The organism is Paraburkholderia sp. UCT31 (assembly GCF_014397655.1).
GTDB classification, from domain to species: domain Bacteria; phylum Pseudomonadota; class Gammaproteobacteria; order Burkholderiales; family Burkholderiaceae; genus Paraburkholderia; species Paraburkholderia tuberum.
In genome coordinates this window covers 111,877-128,233 of record NZ_VZQP01000003.1, presented here as the reverse complement: position 1 = coordinate 128,233, position 16,357 = coordinate 111,877, and the positions used below count along the sequence as shown (strand labels likewise).

The following is a 16,357-nucleotide window of genomic DNA, read 5'->3' as shown; positions in this document are numbered from 1 at the left end:
TTCCTCTTAATGCAAGGACCGATTCCTTGCGGTTAGCATCGGGTCATGCGGCCTGACGGCCGCGTTCAATTCAGTGCGCCATGGTCATTTCTCACTGGAACCAGTGTTCACGTGCTTTCATGATCAACGCCTTAGCGGCATCCTCTCCCATCCCAGTCATCTCGACCAGTTCATCCACGGCCAGCTCGGCGAGTTCGTCGCGCGTCTGGATCTGATGTTCGGCCAGTTTCGCGAGCAGGTCGGCGTCCATGCCGTCCAGGCTCTTCAGGTCGAGCGCTACATTCTCGACCTTTTCTTCGTTCGCGATCGCCATCGTCAACAGCGCGTCGCGCGAGCGGTTGCGCAGTTCGTGAACGGTGTCTTCGTCGAATGCCTCGATTTCGAGCATTTCGTTGAGCGGCACGTAGGCGATCTCTTCGAGGCTCGTGAAGCCTTCGTCGATCAGGATATCGGCGACTTCCTCGTCGACATCGAGACGCGCCATGAACAGGTCGCGCAGGACGCCGCGCTCCTGATTCTGCTTCTGCGCAGATTCGTCCGGCGTCATGATGTTGATCTGCCAGCCGGTGAGCTCGCTGGCAAGCCGCACGTTCTGGCCGCTGCGGCCGATCGCAACCGCGAGTTCGTTCTCGTCGACGACGACGTCCATCGAATGCTTTTCTTCATCGACGACGATCGACTGCACGGCTGCCGGCGCGAGCGCGCCGATCACGAACTGGGCGGGGTCTTCCGACCATAGCACGATGTCGACGTTTTCGCCACCGAGCTCGTTGCGTACGGCCTGCACGCGCGAGCCGCGAATACCGACGCAGGTGCCGATCGGATCGATGCGCTTGTCATAAGCCACCACGCCGATCTTCGCGCGCACGCCCGGATCGCGAGCCGCCGCCTTGATCTCGAGCAGGCCCTGCTCGATTTCCGGCACTTCCATCTCGAACAGCTTCATCAGGAATTCCGGCGCCGTACGCGACAGCTCGATCTGCGGACCACGCGCGGTGCGGTCGACCTTCGCGATATACGCGCGCACGCGGTCGCCCACCCGAAGGTTTTCCTTCGGGATCAGCTGGTCGCGGCGCAGCAACGCTTCGACGCGGCCCGATTCGACGATGAAGTTGCCCTTGTCGAGGCGCTTCACCGAGCCGGTCATGATGTGTTCGCCGCGCTCGAGGAAGTCGTTCAGGATCTGCTCGCGCTCGGCGTCGCGCACCTTCTGCAGGATCACCTGCTTGGCGGCCTGCGCGCCGATACGGCCGAATTCGATCGACGGCACCGGCTCCTCGATGAACTCGTCGAGCTGAACATCGGGCTGCTGCTCGCGCGCCTCGAACAGCAGAATTTCCTGATCCGGTTCCTGCAGACCTGCTTCGTCCGGCACCACCTTCCAGCGGCGAAACGTTTCGTGCTCGCCGCTTTCACGGTCGATGTGGACGCGGATATCCGCATCTTCTTCGAAGAGTTTCTTGGAGGCCGAAGCGAGAGCCGCTTCGAGCGCGGCAAATACCACGTCCTTATCGACATTCTTCTCGCGTGCCAGCGCATCCACCAGCATCAACACTTCGCGACTCATTGTTTGCGGCTCCTAAAGTCAACTTTCGGAACAAGGCGCGCCTTGTCCATGTCCGCGAGCGTGAAATCGAGCATCGCGGCCCCTTCTTTTCCTTCAAATTCCAGACCGATCGTCTCGCCTTGCGGAGCATGCAAAATGCCCCGGTACGATTTCCGACCGTCCAATGGCTTTTTCAGTGTGATAACCGCTTCGCTGCCCGCGAAACGTTCAAAATCCGCCAGCTTCTTCAGCGGGCGATCGAGACCGGGTGACGATACTTCGAGCCGCTCGTAATCGATATTTTCGACCGTCAGAACGTGCTGGAGCTGACGCGTGACTTTCTCGCAGTCTTCGATTGCGATGCCGGCTGGCTGGTCGATATAGATACACAACATGCCGCGCCCGGTGCGCTCGAGATCGACGAGCTCGTAGCCGAGTCCCACGACCGTGGTTTCAATCAGTTCCGTCAGTTGCACAGTGCCCTCTTAGATGTTCGCGCAGCGAGCCTCGCCTCTTCTGCAAACAACCAATGCGGGCCGCGCGCCAAGCCGGCGCACGTTCGTGCGAACCCGAGATGCCGAACCACGATGAACTGAGCGGCAAAAAAAAATGGGCTGAACGCCCATCATCTTATTGCCGGTGGTCGCACCTGAGCCGCACATGAAACCGTACGCCCAGCGACTTCGCGATTGTAGCCATTTTCCGGCCCAAACGCAATCCGCGGAACGCCGGGCGATGCGCATTTCCGCTTGATTTGATAGGAATCTTTCGACAATGTGGCGGCAAATCCGGGCTTTTGCAAGGTCGCCCGAGCCGTCGGGAAGGGGAGCCGGACGGGCTACGCCAACACTTTGCGGCGATGCGTCCTGTCGGTCTTCAGCGCAGTTTCGCACGGCGTTTGACGCATCGGAACGCCGTGCGAACGCGGCAAACAAGAGGCGGCATAAAATCGCCAAAAACGATAAACGGCTCGGCCGGGAAGCACTCGACATTGCTAGTCAGTATGCAGTATGACTCCCGTGAGGCAATGGCTGGGCCGCCGCAAGGAATCAAGCGCGGGTTAGCATTGCAGCCAGAGCAGCACAGTGCGGACACGGCCGCTCCCGGCGATTTCCGGCACGGAGGCCAGCATGGAAGACGACAGCACGCTGTGCGTCCGTCTCGATGTACACAAGGACTCGATCACAGTCGCGTATGCGCCGGGCTCGGGCGAAGTCGAACTGCTGGGCAAGATCGGTATGACGCAGACTGATATCGATCACCTGTGCAGGCGCCTGCAGTCGAATGTGCGGCACATCTGCGTTGTCTGCGAGGCCGGTCCATGCGGCTACGGACTTTACCGGCAGTCCGTGCAGAAGGGATTCGGGTGCATCGTGTGCGCCCGATCGCCGATTCCGAAAAAACCGGGTGAACGGGTCAAGACTGAGCGGCGTGATGCGATCAAGCTTGTGCGGTCTTTGCGCGCCGGTGACCTCTCCGCGGTGTACGTGCCGAGCGACGACGACGAAGCGTTCCGCGATCTGGCACGGACGTGGGTGGCGCCAAAGACGACCTGAAGCGCGCACGGCAACGCGTGAAGGCCTTTCTACTCTCGCTTGGGACGAGTAAGCCGCGACCAGGCTACGCAACGGACTACTGCATCCGACTTGCGGTTCCAGATAGCGGCAGGCTCATTGGGCGGACATCTGTAGTGCGGTACCCAACCCGCGGATATCAGCTTGATCCACCGCCGAAATGTACTGCTACGCCGCCCTGAGGAAATTCCGGCAACATGAATTCGAGAAACTAAAAGCCCGATCCCGATTGACACCGGGAGCATATCAGCCTGGCAGGTCATGCGAACTGCACCAAAGGGTATGGCCGTTCAACGGCCACCCCTCAAACGCGGTACAGCGCCCCGCTCAACGGCCGCGCGAGCGACCGCGCGCCGTGCCGCCGCCACGATTCGCGCCGCCCGAACCCGCGTTGCCGCCGGCACGGTTGGCGTTGCCGCCACGATTGCCGCCCGGCCCGCGATTGCCGCCGCTGTCGCCGGACGCGCCGGCACGCTTGCCGCCAGTGCGCGCACGGTTGCCGTTGGGCGACGACGCGCGGTTGCCGTCGACGTCGCGGCCGCGCTGCCCCCCGGCGCCGCGATTGCCCACACCGACACCGGAACCAGTGCCGCCCCCCATGCCCGCGCCGAAGCCACCGCCCGCCGCGCCACGGCGACCCTGTCCGCGCGGCTGCTGCTCGAAGCGGCTGTGCGACATTAACACCGGCTCGCGGTTGATAAAGCCCATCGACGTCTGCATCGGATCCGGCTGACGACGCTCCGGCGCCGCATTGCGGCTACCGCGCTCCTCAGCCGGCGCCTTCAGGCCGACCGATGCCATCAGTGCGCGCACCTGATTGTCCTCGAGTTCTTCCCAGCGGCCGCGCTTCAGACCACGCGGCAGGGAGATCGGGCCGTGGCGCGTACGGATCAGCCGGCTGACCATCAGGCCGGCCGCTTCGAACATGCGGCGTACTTCGCGATTCCGCCCTTCGGCGAGCGCGACGTGGTACCAGTGATTCGTGCCTTCGCCGCCGCCGTCGCGGATGCGCAAGAAATTCGCCGGGCCGTCCTCGAGTTCGACGCCGTTTAGCAGCTTCTGACGCATACCCTCGGCGAGTTCGCCGACGACACGCACCGCGTATTCGCGCTCGACGCTATAACGCGGATGCATGAACCGGTTCGCGAGATCGCCCGAGGTGGTCAGCATCAGAAGACCTTCGGTGTTGAAGTCGAGACGCCCGACCGCGACCCACTTGGCGGTTTTCATCGGTGGCAGCTTGTCGAACACCGATGGACGGCCTTCCGGGTCCGCGTGGCTGACGATTTCGCCGGTCGGTTTGTGGTACAGCAGCACGCGCGGCGGCTTGCTGGCGAGCCTGCGCTTGACCGGCTTGCCGTTGATGCGGACCTGGTCGGTCGGCATGATGCGCTGGCCGATGTGCGCCGGTTCGCCGTTCACCGACACGCGGCCGGCGATGATCAGCTCTTCCATGTCGCGGCGCGAGCCCATGCCCGCCTCGGCGAGCACCTTGTGCAGCTTCGGCGCGTCGTCATCGGGCGACAGCACGCGCTTCGGGCCCGCTGCCTGGCCACGGCGCAGCATCGGCGCGCGTACGCCGCCAGTCGTGGTGTTGTCGGCATCGAATGCGGGCGACGTCACGTATGAGAACAGATCGTCCTGAGCTGACTCCGCGGCCGCATCGGCGCCGCGGCGATTCTGGCGCTGGCCCTCACGTTGACCTTCGCGCGGCTGACGTTCGCGCTGGTCTTCGCGTGATACGCCCTCGCGCTTCGCACCGCCAGCGTTACGACGCCCGCCCTGTTTCGCGCCCGCGTCCTTGCGCGGCGTGCGCACCTGGGCGACGACCTCGCCGTCCGGCGGCGTTTCGGCGACGACCGGCGCGCCTTGCGCGGGCGCGCCCTCGGCTGCCTTCGTCTTCGCGCCGGCGCGGCGTCGCGCGATCAGGCTGCGCGGCCCGCGACGCAGACCGCGGCGGGGGCGCTCTTCGCCCTCTGCTTCCGGGCCATGAGCCGGGCGCTCGCCCTCGCCTGCCGCCGCTTGCGTAGTGCGTTCGTCGGTCCGCGCCGACGGCACGGGGCGCTCGGATTCGGACGAATCGGTGTCGTGGGTATGTGTCAAAACAACCTCAAAATGTCAGGTCGCGCGCGCCCGTTGCGGGCGCGGCAAAAAAGTTCGGTTACGTCAGGCGCTGCGCGACTCGGTTTCGTCGTCGGTCAGAAAACCTGCGTCCTGCGCGGCATCGCGGCGATCCTCGGGATCGCCGTGCGCCGCCTCGATCGGATTCGGCTCGGCAGCGTGCTCCGTATTGCGAGCTACGCCCGAGCCGTGCGCGGGTGTTGCCGGATCGGTCTGGGCGACCGGATCGTAATGCTGTGCCGAGCCGGCGACGCTGGCATGCGCTGCCGCGGGTGCCGGTTCGGGCTGTTGTTGCGTGTCGTGCGGCGCGCTCGACGCGTCTGACGCATTCGTCGTGCCGGCCTGCCCGGTCGCTTCCGCGGGGGGCTCCGGTTCGAGCGTCGACTCGGCTACCGTCTCGGGAGGCGCTGCTTCAAATCCCGACGCGGCGTGCTGCGCCGCTTCCGGCGGAGCCGGCTCGCCAGCCTCACCCGCGATGTCGTGCCCGGCATCCTGCACCGGCTGCTGCATGCTTTGCGCGTCGCCCTCGGCAAACTCGATCGCATGCTGACCCAGCAGATCCGCGTTCAGTTGTGCGGACGGATCGGCAAGCGGAGGCAACTCGTCAAGCGCCGTTAGACCAAGGTCATCGAGGAACTGGCGCGTGGTCGCATACAGCGCCGGACGCCCCGGCACGTCGCGATGACCGATCACCTCGATCCAGCCGCGATCCTCGAGCTGCTTGACGACCTGCGTATTCACCGTCACACCGCGAATTTCTTCGATATCGCCCCGTGTCACCGGTTGCCGGTAGGCAATGATCGCGAGCGTTTCGAGCACCGCGCGCGAATATTTCGGCGGTTTTTCCGGATGCAACCGATCCAGGTACGAACGCATCGCGGGCTTGCTTTGAAACCGCCAGCCCGATGCCAGCCCGACCAGCTCCACACCGCGCCCAGACCAGTCCCGCTTCAGGTCTTCGAGCAAGGTCCGAACAGTGTCCGCCGACACGCCGTCGGCAAAGAGCTTGCGCAACTCGCCGAGCTTTAACGGCTCCTGCGCGCAGATCAAGGCAGTCTCGAGGACGATCTTCGCCTCTTGGGTATTCATGCAGCTAGGTCAGACCCTGTGGTCAAAGAACCGGATCAAACAGACGATGTGGAACTGAAGACGCGCTCGCCCGATTCTGATCGGTCATATTGATGGGAGCACGCACCGGGGGGTGGCGAACAGACTTATCGAGCCAGACCCAGCCGGACGGAGCGGCGAAATTCCTGAAAGGAATCGCGTGACTGAGCGCCATATTACGCAAAAACGACCGGGGCGTAAAGCCGCGATCTGCCGTGCATCTTCTGCTGCGGCGCCGACCGGTGTAGCCGCGCCCGCCCGGGTCGAGTCGACAGCAAGAAGATTCTCACGATTCGCGGCTTTTCGCCGCTCGCGGTGCGTCAACACGAAGCGCGGGGGGCGTACGAGGCCGCATGATCAGGCCCCGGCGTGGCGCGCCAGAAACCGCGTCAAGCGCTCGACGCCGGCATCGAGCCGCACCGTATCGCACGCATAGCACCAGCGCACGAACCCCTCGCCCTGCGGCCCGAACGCGCTGCCCGGTGCCACGCCGAGCCCGACCTCCCGCACCATCGCCTTGCACAAATCGAGACTGCGCGTCGAGCCCGGCATCGAGAAGAACAGATACATCGCGCCCAGCGGGGCCTTCACATCGACGCCGGGAACCGCCGACAGCGCGCGCACCAGATGATCGCGCGACGTCCTCAGGTCGCGCACCAGCTGCTGCGTAAAACGCTCGCCCTGCTCGAGCGCCGCGATGCCCGCCTGCTGCACGAACGACGGTGCGCACGACGTGTTGTACTCGACCAGCTTCGCCAGGTCGTCCATCAACGCGGTCGGCGCGACGATCCAGCCGAGCCGCCACCCCGTCATCAGCCAGGCTTTCGAGAACGAATTCACGCAGATCACGCGTTCGCCGCGTGTCGCGAGGTCGAGAAACGATGGCGCGGTGCGCACACCGGCCGCCTGGGCGGCGTCATCGCCGGGATAGTAGAGCCGCTCATAGACCTCGTCCGCGACGATCCAGATGCCGTGCCGCCGGCAGTGTTCGAGCACGCTGCGCTGGTCGTCGCGACTCATCACCCAGCCGGTCGGGTTGTTCGGCGAGTTGATCATCAGCATCTTCGTGTCAGGCGTCAGCGCGCTCAGCAATCGCCCGACGTCGAGCTCCCAGCCGCGTTCGCCGTAGCCGAGCGCGACGGTTTCGACATGCGCGCCGAGAATCTTCGGGATTTCGACCAGATTCGGCCATAGCGGCGTCACCGCGACGACGCGGTCGCCGCCGCCGACCACCAGCTGCGCGGCGAGCATCAGCGCGTTGACGCCCGCGCTCGTGACCGCGACGTGCTCGGGCGACGTCGCCCCGTGCAACTCGCTGACGTAGCCCGCAAGTGCCGCGCGCAATGGCGCGATGCCGAGATTGTGCGTGTAAAACGTCGCGCCGGCGGCGAGCGCGGCGCTCGCGGCGTCGCGAATGAATGCGGGTGTGACGCGATCGGACTCGCCGAACCAGAACGGCAGCACGTCGTCGACGCCGAAACCGGCGTTCGCGACTTCACGGATTTGCGATGGACGCAGCGCGCGTACGGCGTCGCGCGCATTCGGGATGGAGGGCACGGGCAGGTCCAATTCGCTCATCGAGGCTTCCGGGTGGGTGAAGGATAAGAGGCTCGAAGCGCAACCGCGAAGGCGTGCGCGATGAAGATGGTAGTTTAGCGCGCCGGGTAACCGGACAGCGGCGCAGCGAGTAGCGGTAGGCGGCGTGTGGGCGGCGGGCCGCGCCCGGCGCCAATCCACCAGTCGAACGGATCGCAGGCGATCCCGCCCGTTAATTCAACTCCTCGGCCCGGCCCGGCAACTGGCGGATCAGATTCCACACCGCCTCGGCCGCGGGCGACAGCGACCGGTCGCGCCGCCGCACCAGTTCGACGAGGCGTTCCGCGCGCGGCACCAGCGGACGCGCGACCAGCGACGCCCCCGCCGGCAGCGGCAGCGCGAGCCACGGCAGCACGCTGATCCCGACGCCCGCCTCGACGAGCCCGAACACCGTCGCCGAATGGCCGAGTTCCTGCACCACGGTGGCGTTCACGCCCTGCGCCTGCATCACGGCATCGATGAGGGGGCGGCTGCCGGACGCATAATCGAGCATCACGAGTTGCTCGCCGTCGAGGTCCTTCCACGTAACCTGTTTGCGCGCGGCGAGCCGGTGATCGTCACGCGACACGATGCAGAACGAGTCCGTCATCAGCGTCTCGCTGAGCAGATCGCCGTCGGAGAACGGGCCGATGATCACGCCGAAGTCCACTTCACCCGACTTCACCTTGCGCACTACGTCGCTTTGCACGTCGTCGCGCAGCCCAAGCGTCACATAAGGAAACTGCTGTCCGCACGACGCGACTACGCGCGGCATCAGCCGGCACGCGACGGTCGGGCTCGCCGCGACCACCACGCGTCCGCGGCGCTGCTCGCCGATTTCGCGGATCTCGCGCAACGCGTCGTCGAGATCCCCCAGCAGTCGCGACACACTCGCCACGAGGTTGCCGCCTACGTCGGTTAGTTGCACTTCGCGCGTCGTGCGATCGATGAGCTTCAGGCCGATCTCGCTTTCGAGCTCGCGTACGCAGCGACTGACCGCCGACTGCGTGAGGCCGATCTCGTCGCCGGCCCGACTGAAGCTTTGCAAGCGCGCCACCTCGATGAAAACCCTGAGCTGTCGCAGCGTCACATTCATTTGTTCACCTCATCAATAGCGCAGCTTGATGCGCATTGTACGACCAAATACATGCGGCATAGCACCGTCCACGCGGCCGCTGCAATGCAGCAAAAAAGCGCGAACGCACGCCGGCCGGGCTTTTCTGCCCCAGATTGGTGATTGTCCCGATTTGCGAGATGGGTTTTTTGGATTCTTATACGGCCCTGGTTGGCGCCCGCGTTGGCCCGCCGCCACGGGGCTTTCAGGCAATCGGCAGCAGATTGGCACACTTCGTGCGTTGTGAAACGCACAGGGAGGGCGCCATGATTTCCGACGGCAATCCGTGGCAAGCCCGTCCCCTTTGGCACTCGCCTATCGAGTGCGTGAAGAGTGCGCGGCGCGGGGCAGCGCACCGGAGTTAGCTTCGCTGAGGTGAAACATGATGCTGTTCGACGATTTGAGAGATAACGAGTGGGCGCTGGTCGAGGCTTTGTTCTGCGCCGAGCCGGCGCGCAGCGAACGGCGCGGTCGACCGCGCGTGGAAGCTCGGGCGGTGGTCAACGCCGTGCTTTGGGTGTTGTCGACAGGCGAAGGCTGGTCCAAGTTGCCGGGCCGCTACCCGTCCCCCCCGACTTGCCGCCGGCGCTTCGACGAGTGGCAAGCCGATGGCACGCTCGCTGAAATTGTGAAACGGCTTGGCACGAGCGGCCGCGAAATCTCGCTGCGCGGCCGGATCGGCGCAACGGCCGCGAAACCGCCGGCACCGCCGAGCCGCGACCGCCTACGCGGCGCGTTCTGGACCAATCCGGAATCGTGGCGCGCGCCGGTCAAGATGGCCTGACGCGAAACTACGCGGTCACCGGGCGCCTGTAGGCGCCCGGTTTTTTATCCAGCCGACTTTTCCACGATTGCGTGCGCGCCCACGAGCCGCCAGCATTTGACGGTCGCCGCGAGACGCTGTCTTCTCCGCTTCGCGCGCCCCTTTCGTCGCGCCTCCCGCACGACCGCCACAGCGCTCCTTGCGCGCTGCCTCAGACTGCCAAACTACCCGATAGCTCCGGGTGAAACATCCATTTACTATTAATTACAACGTGCTTTCGTCCCCCGGCATACGTTAATACTTATGCAAACAGGCCTTGAGTCGAGGGGCTCGAGGTTGAGGGGGATTTCGGAATGAAACCAATGTCACTGGTGTTGTGCGGCATTGTGATTTCATCGATGGCCGCGCCCGCAATTGCGCAACAACGCCCGCAAGGGTGGAACTGGCGCCCGGACCGCCAAGCCACGCTGGAAGCGTGGCAGCAGAGCGAGGCCCATAATCGCGACTTCACGCCGCCGACGCCGCGTGGCGATCTGCGCGGCGATATCGCCAGCAATGTGCGGGCACGGCCCGATGCGCCGCGTGAGGATCAGCGGCGGCGATGATTTGCTGAGTCGCCGCTCGGACGGCGCGTGGCGCGACGCGGTCGCCCAGTATCTTGCATTGCGCACTTACGATCGGGGAACCACCGGACGCGGCACCAGTCTGACTAACGCCATTAGCACAGCGTGGCAGTAGTAATTCCGGTATGCCCGTATCTTCGTGATACGGGCTTTTTTTCGCCCTCGAGGCGTTGATGGCATGAAAGGCGCGCAACGGCAACGACCTGCGCGGATCGCGTCGCCGCCTTGTCGATGGGAAACGGAGATTCGCCCCCGGACGCGCACGGCGACCGGTCGACGTCAGCGACGGCCCGCCGAGGGGGTGACAGGCCCGGGCGGACAGTGACTCAGTTCAGATAAGCGATGAACCTTGAGCTAAGATCTGACTTCGGCTGTCGCGGCGGACTGCGGTTCGGCCGCGCCGAGAACATAATCGTTCATGCGTTGCGCTGTCCATGTGAGCAGACGCTCGTCGTGCTCGAGCCGCGCAAACTCCGCTTTGCCGCGTTCGGTGAGCACCGCGATGTCGACGGGAGCATGAAAGCCTGGCGCCGGTGCGACGGTTCGCTGACGAACGGTGTCCATCAGCCCCAGCGCGCGAAGATATTGGAAGACACCCGGCCTTCTGGCCCAGGGAACCTGACGATATTGCGCTCGCCGCAGCCCTTCAAGTACCGCTTCGTTGGAATACGTGGTCATCTCACTTCTTTCTTAAAGTGCAGCTATGACACATTCATGCCCACGCGTCACTGCGCCACCGGCGACGCGCGTAGCACCCGCTCCTGGTCGGAAGCTCGCCGCCTGTCTGACGGCGGATTTCCGCCAGGTGCTGCCTGGTCTCGTTTTCGGAACCCCCGTCAGAACGGCATGTTAGCGTTCTCTCCATGAACCGACGATGCAACCGCCGCGGCGCGATGGCAGGCCCGTGGATTTGTCCCGAAAGACATACGTTACCCCATTTAAATTGATTCTATTCACTTTATTAGCGCTTTTTTTTGCAGCAATCGTGCTATGGAAACGTGCGCGCCGGCCGCTCATCGTCTGCATGATCGCGCTGTTCTGGCTGCTCGCGGCCGGCTGGCTGACCGCGCCACTGCTCGATCTGGCGCAGCCGCAACGACAGAGCGCCACGGCCGCCACCTTTGCGCCACGCACCGCGATCATCCTGCTCGGCGGCGGCACGGTCTACGACCACGACCACGTGCTGGTGCCACCGCGCGACGTACTCTCGCGCATCGAGGTCAGCGCGCAGAACTACGCGGCCTGCAAGCGCACGGCGAGCACGTGCCGGGTGATCGTCAGCGGCGGCAATCCGCAGCGGCATAGCGCGACCGAAGCCGACACCTACCTGCCCTATCTGCTGCGTCAGCAGGTGGCGCGCTCGGACATCGTGCTCGAGCGAAGCAGCCGCACGACCTATGAGAACGCGCGCAACGTCTCGGTTATTGTCGGTCAATCACATTACGACACGTTGATACTCGTCACCTCCGCGTATCACATGCCGCGTGCGCTGCTCGATTTTCAGCGCTTCGGCGTCGAGCCGCAGCCGCAGATTTCGAGCGCGCGGCGCGCGCGGATCGGCGTGCTGCCGCGCTTCGCCAATCTCGTGGCCGCGGAGATAGCGTTGCATGAGCTAATCGGCCTCGCGCAATTTCACCTGTATCGCGCGATCGGCTGGTTCTGACGAACGATGTAGGCCGCTCCGCTCTCGCACTCGCACTCGAGGACGTCGCGGTTTATTCAACCAGCCTCGAGCTATTACAAAACGTAACAAGTGTTGAGCACGGTTACAAAGCCATCGGCTGGAGAAGAGTTTGCTCGATAGAATGCATTGTCTTTCCCACTGGACAGGCAATACTCGGGTCCACCACCATTCTACGGAGGTAACGATGAAGAAAGTGTCCATGGCGATCCTGGTTTCCTTGTGTGCCGCAGCCGGCGCGGCTCACGCGCAGGACAACGGCATCACGACGAGCACCGATCCGGCGAAGGCCGCCGACGTCGAGCAGCGTGCGCAAGATTTGCAAAACCGCGAGCAGTCGATGGGAAGCGCACCGGCCACGCCGGCCAAGCATCACAAGATGGCTCCGCATCATCCGAAGAAGGGTGCCGACGCGTCGGGCACCTGAACGACTTCGCGGATCTCGCCTCGCGGCCTCGTCGTGAAGGTGAAAAAGCCGAAGCTGGCAGCGCCGGATTCGGCTTTTTTTATTTGTGCGACCCGCTCGCTGCTGGCAAGGCACTCCGAGCGCGCACCGGCTTGGCAAGCCGCCGGCGCTCTGCTCTCTGTATGCTAAAGTCGCGCACCGACCGGCGAGCCGCCGGCATCCCCTAACCCGTGCGCACCCTGGTGCGGAGGACAGCATGAGCAACATCCAGCTTGATATCGAATGGACCGAAGCAGCATCTCGCAAGATCGAAAAACTGATGCCGCGTGGCGGTCAGGAAGCGTACCTCGCGCTGCCGCCCGTCGAATGCCTGCCGATGGAAGGCGACGTGCTGTTTCTCGGCCCGGCTGGCAAGCAGGAGCCGTTCATTGTCGCGGAGCGCCAGTATCACCATGACGGCGACGCCGACTGGACCATCATCCTGATTCTCGATGTCCCGCAAGCAACCCACTGATCGCTGACGGCGCGCCGGCGGCCTCAGGGCCGCCCCACCTGTCCAGCGTGTCCGCGCGCCGCTGACGCCCGCGCCCGAATCCAGGCGATCTTCGACACCACGCGAATCTCCGCGTGCTCGATCCAATCCGCGGCCGCCTTCTTATAAGCCTGGATATGCGCGGATTTCGCATGCGCCGCGAGCGCATCCTGGCTTTCCCACCGCTCGGTGAACACGAACCGGCGCGGCTCCTGCACGTCGCGCCAGAATCCGCCCGGCAGAGCCGTGCCACGCCCGCCGCCCGAATGGCCGCATCAGCGCCTACAGCGGCACTAGCATGTGAGCACCGTCGGCCTGGAGTTTGGCGGGCGACCACTGGGCGCCCTGCTACCCTCGGCGTGGTACGGTAACTCATTGCGATTGAGAATCGGTTTCGCGCGTGGCAAGCGCGCGGGACGCTCCGGCGCATGACCGCAACGGATTGCCGCGCGGCCGTAGGCAGCCGTTTTGCAGACAATTTTCGCGCCCATGCGTTTGTGATAACCCGCACATTGTCGCGCGCTGCAAACTGCTAGACTCATTTTGACCAATTCGCCGGAGTCCAGCGTGGCTGGTACCGCCCTCCGTGTTCGCGGGACGCATTCGTTTCGTTCCGGCGGCGCTTCGGGTGTGCGAGCGCTACGCGCCGAACGGGTTTGCGTGCCCCTTCATTCCCTTGCCGCAACGATCCCATGTCAGCTTTCATGCCCGCTTCTATGCCATCCGTCAGCGAATTGACCGTGAGCGGCCTGCTCCCGCACCTGGTCCGCGACGAGTCGGGCTGGACCGCGACCTGGCGCGCGTTGACATTGCACAGCGTGTTCCAGCCGGTGCTGTCGGTCACGCATCAGTGCGTGGTCGGCTACGAGGGGCTGTTGCGCGCGTTCGATCCCGTCGGTCTGCCCGTCTCGCCCGAAGTATTGTTCTCGGGCACGCGCTCGGCCGCCGAAGCGCGCGAACTCGATCGCATCGCGCGCTGCCTGCATGTGGCGAACTTCATGGAGCAAGGCATCAGCACCGGGTGGCTGTTTCTGAACACGCGCCCACAGGTGTTCGAAACCGGCTGGCCGCAGCGCGCTTTCATCGACGAGTTGTCCGCGCATTTCGGGCTGCCGCAGGAGCGCATCGTGATCGAAGTGCTCGAGCAGCCCGCTGACGATGAATCCGCCGTCGCCAGCATGCTCGCCGCCTCGCAGCCGCGCGATTTTCTGATCGCGATCGACGACTTCGGCACCGGCTTCTCGAACTTCGATCGCGTGTGGCGCTTCCGCCCCGACATCGTCAAACTCGACCGCTCGCTCGTCGCGCGCGCGGGCAAGCGCGAGGGCGACGAATCGATGATCAGCCATCTGATCGCGATGCTCCATCAGTCGGGCACGCTCGTGCTCGCCGAAGGCGTCGAAACCGATGAAGAGCTGATGATCCTGATGCAGGCCGACGTCGATTTCGTGCAGGGGTTCTGGTTCGGTCAGCCAAAGAGCAGCGTGCTGGCCGCCTGCACGAAGGTGCCTGCGCTCGTCGCGTCGATCTGGAGCAAGTTCGCCGAATACGAGCGTGCGCACGCCGGCCACCAGCGGCTCGGGTTCGAGGGCTTCGCGGAAGCGGTGCTGGCCGCCGCCGACACCTACAAGGCGACCGGTGACCTCGAACAGGCCGCGCAAAAGGTCTGGCATCTGCCCGAAGCGCGCCGCGTGTTCCTCACCGACGGCCTGGGCGAGCAGACCCAGCCTTCGGTGACGGCGGCGTCGGTCCCGCCGCCTCCGAAGCGGCTCGCGCCGCTCTATACGGAGACGCGCAGCAACTGGTCGCGTCGCGCGTATTTCCGGCACGCGCTCGCGGCGCCGGGCCGCGTCGCGATGATGGGGCCGCATTATTCGCTCGCCGATGGTCAGGACTGCTACACCGCGGCGATCGCGTTCGAGCGCGACGGCACGCACGTGCTGTGCGTCGACTTCGTGCCGGAGGCGTCGCCGCCGGATGTGCGCACCGGCAGACGCGGCGCCGGGCGTTAGCGACCCACGCCGCTACTCGTGCACGCGGCCGCGCCCCGACTTGACCTCACTGCGCCTGGTCTTGCTGTCGAGCCGCCGCAGGTTCGACGCGCGGGTCGGCCGCGTCGCGACCCGATGCTTGCGGGTCACGCTGACGCTTTCGATCAGTTCATCGAGCCGCGCGAGCGCCGCCGCGCGGTTCATCTCCTGGGTCCGATGCTCCTGCGCCTTGATGATCACGACGCCGTCGCGTGTGAGCCGGTGGTCGGACAGCGCGAGCAGACGCATCTTCAGCACTTCCGGCAGCGACGAGGCACGCACGTCGAAACGCAGATGGATCGCGCTCGACACCTTGTTGACGTTCTGACCACCCGCCCCCTGCGCGCGCACGGCGGTCAATTCGATTTCGTTGGGCGGGACCGGATAGCGGGATGTCATGGGTGGTCGGCAAGGAAGATGCGTCAGTGTACAAGCGCTCGACGCGAGATGCCCGAACTCGCGGGAAGGCGGCGGAGCGCCCGGTGCGGCGCCCGGCGGCACCGGCTCGCGAACGCTACGAAAAAAACCATTTGCGTCGGCCCGACCGGTTCATCGATACTGGTTCTTTCGCTTACGGCGTAAATTCATATGAAAATCCGTCCCGGTTTCGTGCTCGAACTGGCCGTCAACTTTCTGCTGCCGTGGCTTGCTTACCGGCTCGCGTTGCCGCGGGTCGGCGAGACCGGCGCGCTAATCGCGTCCGCCGTGCCGCCGCTCGTGTGGAGCGCGATCGAGCTCGCGCGCTTCAGGCGCGTCGATGCGCTCAGCGTGATGGTGGTGGCGGGCATCGTGCTGTCGGTCGCGGCCATGGCGCTCGGGGGCAGTCCGCGCATGCTGCTGTTGCGCGAGTCGCTGGTGTCCGGCGCGGTCGGCGTCGTGTTCCTGCTGTCACTGCCGATGCGTCGTCCTCTGATCTTCTACCTCGCGCGCGCGACGGTCGCGCGCGAAATGGAAGGCGGCGCCGCGCATTTCGAGGCGCTATGGCGCGAGCGCCCCGGTCTCGCCACCGCGATGCGAACCATGACGCTCGTGTGGGGCATCGGGCTGACCGCCGAAACCGCGCTACGCGCGTGGATGGCGCTGACGTGGCCGATCGAACGCTTCCTCGTCGTGTCGCCCTTGATCGGCTACGGCATCTACGCGGGACTCGCGCTGTGGACACTGTGGTATCGCAGGACGATGCGCAGCCGCGTCGAGGCCATCGAGCGGGCGAGCGAGGTTGCCGGTTGAGCGCCGCTCGCACCACAAGTCCGCCACTTCGCTTTTTCTGCCTGCTGCCGCGCGA

The 16,357-nt window shown here is 64.9% G+C and carries 14 protein-coding genes and 3 pseudogenes; 8 read left to right on the top strand and 9 right to left on the bottom strand.

Features of this window, described 5'->3' with window-relative positions; genetic code table 11:
• Window positions 1–91: 91 nt before the first annotated feature.
• Window positions 92–1,567 carry a transcription termination factor NusA gene (nusA, locus tag F6X40_RS02935; protein WP_187626760.1) on the bottom strand — a complete coding sequence of 492 codons (1,476 nt, stop codon included), beginning with the start codon at window positions 1,565–1,567 and terminating at the stop codon, window positions 92–94.
• Window positions 1,564–2,022 carry a ribosome maturation factor RimP gene (gene rimP / locus F6X40_RS02930; protein ID WP_006052964.1) on the bottom strand — a complete coding sequence of 153 codons (459 nt, stop codon included), beginning with the start codon at window positions 2,020–2,022 and terminating at the stop codon, window positions 1,564–1,566. Before rimP ends, nusA begins: the two co-directional genes overlap by 4 nt.
• A 654-nt stretch (window positions 2,023–2,676) precedes the next feature.
• On the opposite strand from rimP, the pseudogene F6X40_RS02925 reads away from it, so the two are divergent.
• Window positions 2,677–3,146, top strand: a pseudogene (locus F6X40_RS02925) (transposase); the annotation flags it as partial.
• A 301-nt stretch (window positions 3,147–3,447) separates the two neighbouring features.
• Here F6X40_RS02925 and rluB read toward each other — a convergent pair.
• The 4 genes from rluB to F6X40_RS02905 form a co-directional block, all read right to left on the bottom strand.
• The gene (gene rluB / locus F6X40_RS02920) at window positions 3,448–5,223 is read right to left on the bottom strand and encodes a 23S rRNA pseudouridine(2605) synthase RluB (RefSeq protein ID WP_184071232.1); all 1,776 of its coding nucleotides are present in this window, start codon (window positions 5,221–5,223) and stop codon (window positions 3,448–3,450) included.
• 63 nt (window positions 5,224–5,286) lie between these two features.
• On the bottom strand, window positions 5,287–6,330 hold the full coding sequence (scpB, locus tag F6X40_RS02915; protein WP_187626759.1) for an SMC-Scp complex subunit ScpB: 1,044 nt from the start codon (window positions 6,328–6,330) through the stop codon (window positions 5,287–5,289).
• A 375-nt stretch (window positions 6,331–6,705) separates the two neighbouring features.
• Window positions 6,706–7,926, bottom strand: a complete 1,221-nt coding sequence (locus tag F6X40_RS02910) for a pyridoxal phosphate-dependent aminotransferase (RefSeq protein WP_184071229.1) — start codon at window positions 7,924–7,926, stop codon at window positions 6,706–6,708.
• A 190-nt stretch (window positions 7,927–8,116) separates the two neighbouring features.
• Complete coding sequence (locus F6X40_RS02905) at window positions 8,117–9,019, bottom strand: LysR family transcriptional regulator (RefSeq protein WP_187626758.1); 903 nt, start codon at window positions 9,017–9,019, stop codon at window positions 8,117–8,119.
• Window positions 9,020–9,422: 403 nt separating this feature from the next.
• On the opposite strand from F6X40_RS02905, the pseudogene F6X40_RS02900 reads away from it, so the two are divergent.
• Together F6X40_RS02900 and F6X40_RS02895 are read left to right on the top strand one after the other, a co-directional pair.
• Window positions 9,423–9,818, top strand: a pseudogene (locus tag F6X40_RS02900) (transposase); the annotation flags it as partial.
• A gap of 335 nt (window positions 9,819–10,153) precedes the next feature.
• Entirely contained in the window at window positions 10,154–10,405 is a 252-nt protein-coding gene (locus F6X40_RS02895) for a hypothetical protein (protein WP_090804114.1), read from the top strand.
• A gap of 372 nt (window positions 10,406–10,777) precedes the next feature.
• Here F6X40_RS02895 and F6X40_RS02890 read toward each other — a convergent pair whose 3' ends face one another.
• Window positions 10,778–11,101, bottom strand: a complete 324-nt coding sequence (locus tag F6X40_RS02890) for a hypothetical protein (RefSeq protein ID WP_187626757.1) — start codon at window positions 11,099–11,101, stop codon at window positions 10,778–10,780.
• Between the two features lie 265 nt (window positions 11,102–11,366).
• Here F6X40_RS02890 and F6X40_RS02885 point away from each other — a divergent pair, with 265 nt between their 5' ends.
• From F6X40_RS02885 to F6X40_RS02875, 3 genes are all read left to right on the top strand, one after another.
• A complete protein-coding gene (locus F6X40_RS02885) occupies window positions 11,367–12,086 on the top strand; it encodes a YdcF family protein (RefSeq protein ID WP_409259021.1) in 720 nt (239 codons plus the stop codon).
• Between the two features lie 205 nt (window positions 12,087–12,291).
• Complete coding sequence (locus F6X40_RS02880; protein WP_187626756.1) at window positions 12,292–12,531, top strand: hypothetical protein; 240 nt, start codon at window positions 12,292–12,294, stop codon at window positions 12,529–12,531.
• Window positions 12,532–12,766: 235 nt separating this feature from the next.
• Window positions 12,767–13,024 carry a DNA-binding protein gene (locus tag F6X40_RS02875; protein ID WP_090804111.1) on the top strand — a complete coding sequence of 86 codons (258 nt, stop codon included), beginning with the start codon at window positions 12,767–12,769 and terminating at the stop codon, window positions 13,022–13,024.
• An 83-nt stretch (window positions 13,025–13,107) separates the two neighbouring features.
• Here F6X40_RS02875 and F6X40_RS02870 read toward each other — a convergent pair.
• Window positions 13,108–13,266, bottom strand: a pseudogene (locus F6X40_RS02870) (putative quinol monooxygenase); the annotation flags it as partial.
• Window positions 13,267–13,758: 492 nt separating this feature from the next.
• Between F6X40_RS02870 and F6X40_RS02865 the strand changes: the two are divergent.
• Window positions 13,759–15,054 (top strand): EAL domain-containing protein, encoded by a 1,296-nt coding sequence (locus F6X40_RS02865; protein ID WP_187626837.1) that lies wholly within the window; start codon window positions 13,759–13,761, stop codon window positions 15,052–15,054.
• A 12-nt stretch (window positions 15,055–15,066) separates the two neighbouring features.
• On the opposite strand, the gene arfB is transcribed toward F6X40_RS02865, so the two are convergent.
• Window positions 15,067–15,471, bottom strand: a complete 405-nt coding sequence (gene arfB, locus F6X40_RS02860) for an alternative ribosome rescue aminoacyl-tRNA hydrolase ArfB (protein ID WP_184029945.1) — start codon at window positions 15,469–15,471, stop codon at window positions 15,067–15,069.
• 189 nt (window positions 15,472–15,660) lie between these two features.
• Between arfB and F6X40_RS02855 the strand changes: the two genes are divergently transcribed.
• Window positions 15,661–16,302 (top strand): VC0807 family protein, encoded by a 642-nt coding sequence (locus F6X40_RS02855; RefSeq protein WP_187626755.1) that lies wholly within the window; start codon window positions 15,661–15,663, stop codon window positions 16,300–16,302.
• The last annotated feature ends 55 nt before the right edge of the window (window positions 16,303–16,357 follow it).

What these genes read in the sequence shown, in the direction of transcription:
- nusA (WP_187626760.1), bottom strand. Translation starts at nt 1,567, where the DNA reads ATGAGTCGCGAAGTGTTGATGCTGGTGGATGCGCTGGCACGCGAGAAG.
- scpB (WP_187626759.1), bottom strand. Translation starts at nt 6,330, where the DNA reads ATGAATACCCAAGAGGCGAAGATCGTCCTCGAGACTGCCTTGATCTGC.
- F6X40_RS02910 (WP_184071229.1), bottom strand. Translation starts at nt 7,926, where the DNA reads ATGAGCGAATTGGACCTGCCCGTGCCCTCCATCCCGAATGCGCGCGAC.
- F6X40_RS02905 (WP_187626758.1), bottom strand. Translation starts at nt 9,019, where the DNA reads ATGAATGTGACGCTGCGACAGCTCAGGGTTTTCATCGAGGTGGCGCGC.
- F6X40_RS02895 (WP_090804114.1), top strand. Translation starts at nt 10,154, where the DNA reads ATGAAACCAATGTCACTGGTGTTGTGCGGCATTGTGATTTCATCGATG.
- F6X40_RS02890 (WP_187626757.1), bottom strand. Translation starts at nt 11,101, where the DNA reads ATGACCACGTATTCCAACGAAGCGGTACTTGAAGGGCTGCGGCGAGCG.
- F6X40_RS02880 (WP_187626756.1), top strand. Translation starts at nt 12,292, where the DNA reads ATGAAGAAAGTGTCCATGGCGATCCTGGTTTCCTTGTGTGCCGCAGCC.
- F6X40_RS02875 (WP_090804111.1), top strand. Translation starts at nt 12,767, where the DNA reads ATGAGCAACATCCAGCTTGATATCGAATGGACCGAAGCAGCATCTCGC.
- F6X40_RS02865 (WP_187626837.1), top strand. Translation starts at nt 13,759, where the DNA reads ATGCCATCCGTCAGCGAATTGACCGTGAGCGGCCTGCTCCCGCACCTG.
- arfB (WP_184029945.1), bottom strand. Translation starts at nt 15,471, where the DNA reads ATGACATCCCGCTATCCGGTCCCGCCCAACGAAATCGAATTGACCGCC.
- F6X40_RS02855 (WP_187626755.1), top strand. Translation starts at nt 15,661, where the DNA reads ATGAAAATCCGTCCCGGTTTCGTGCTCGAACTGGCCGTCAACTTTCTG.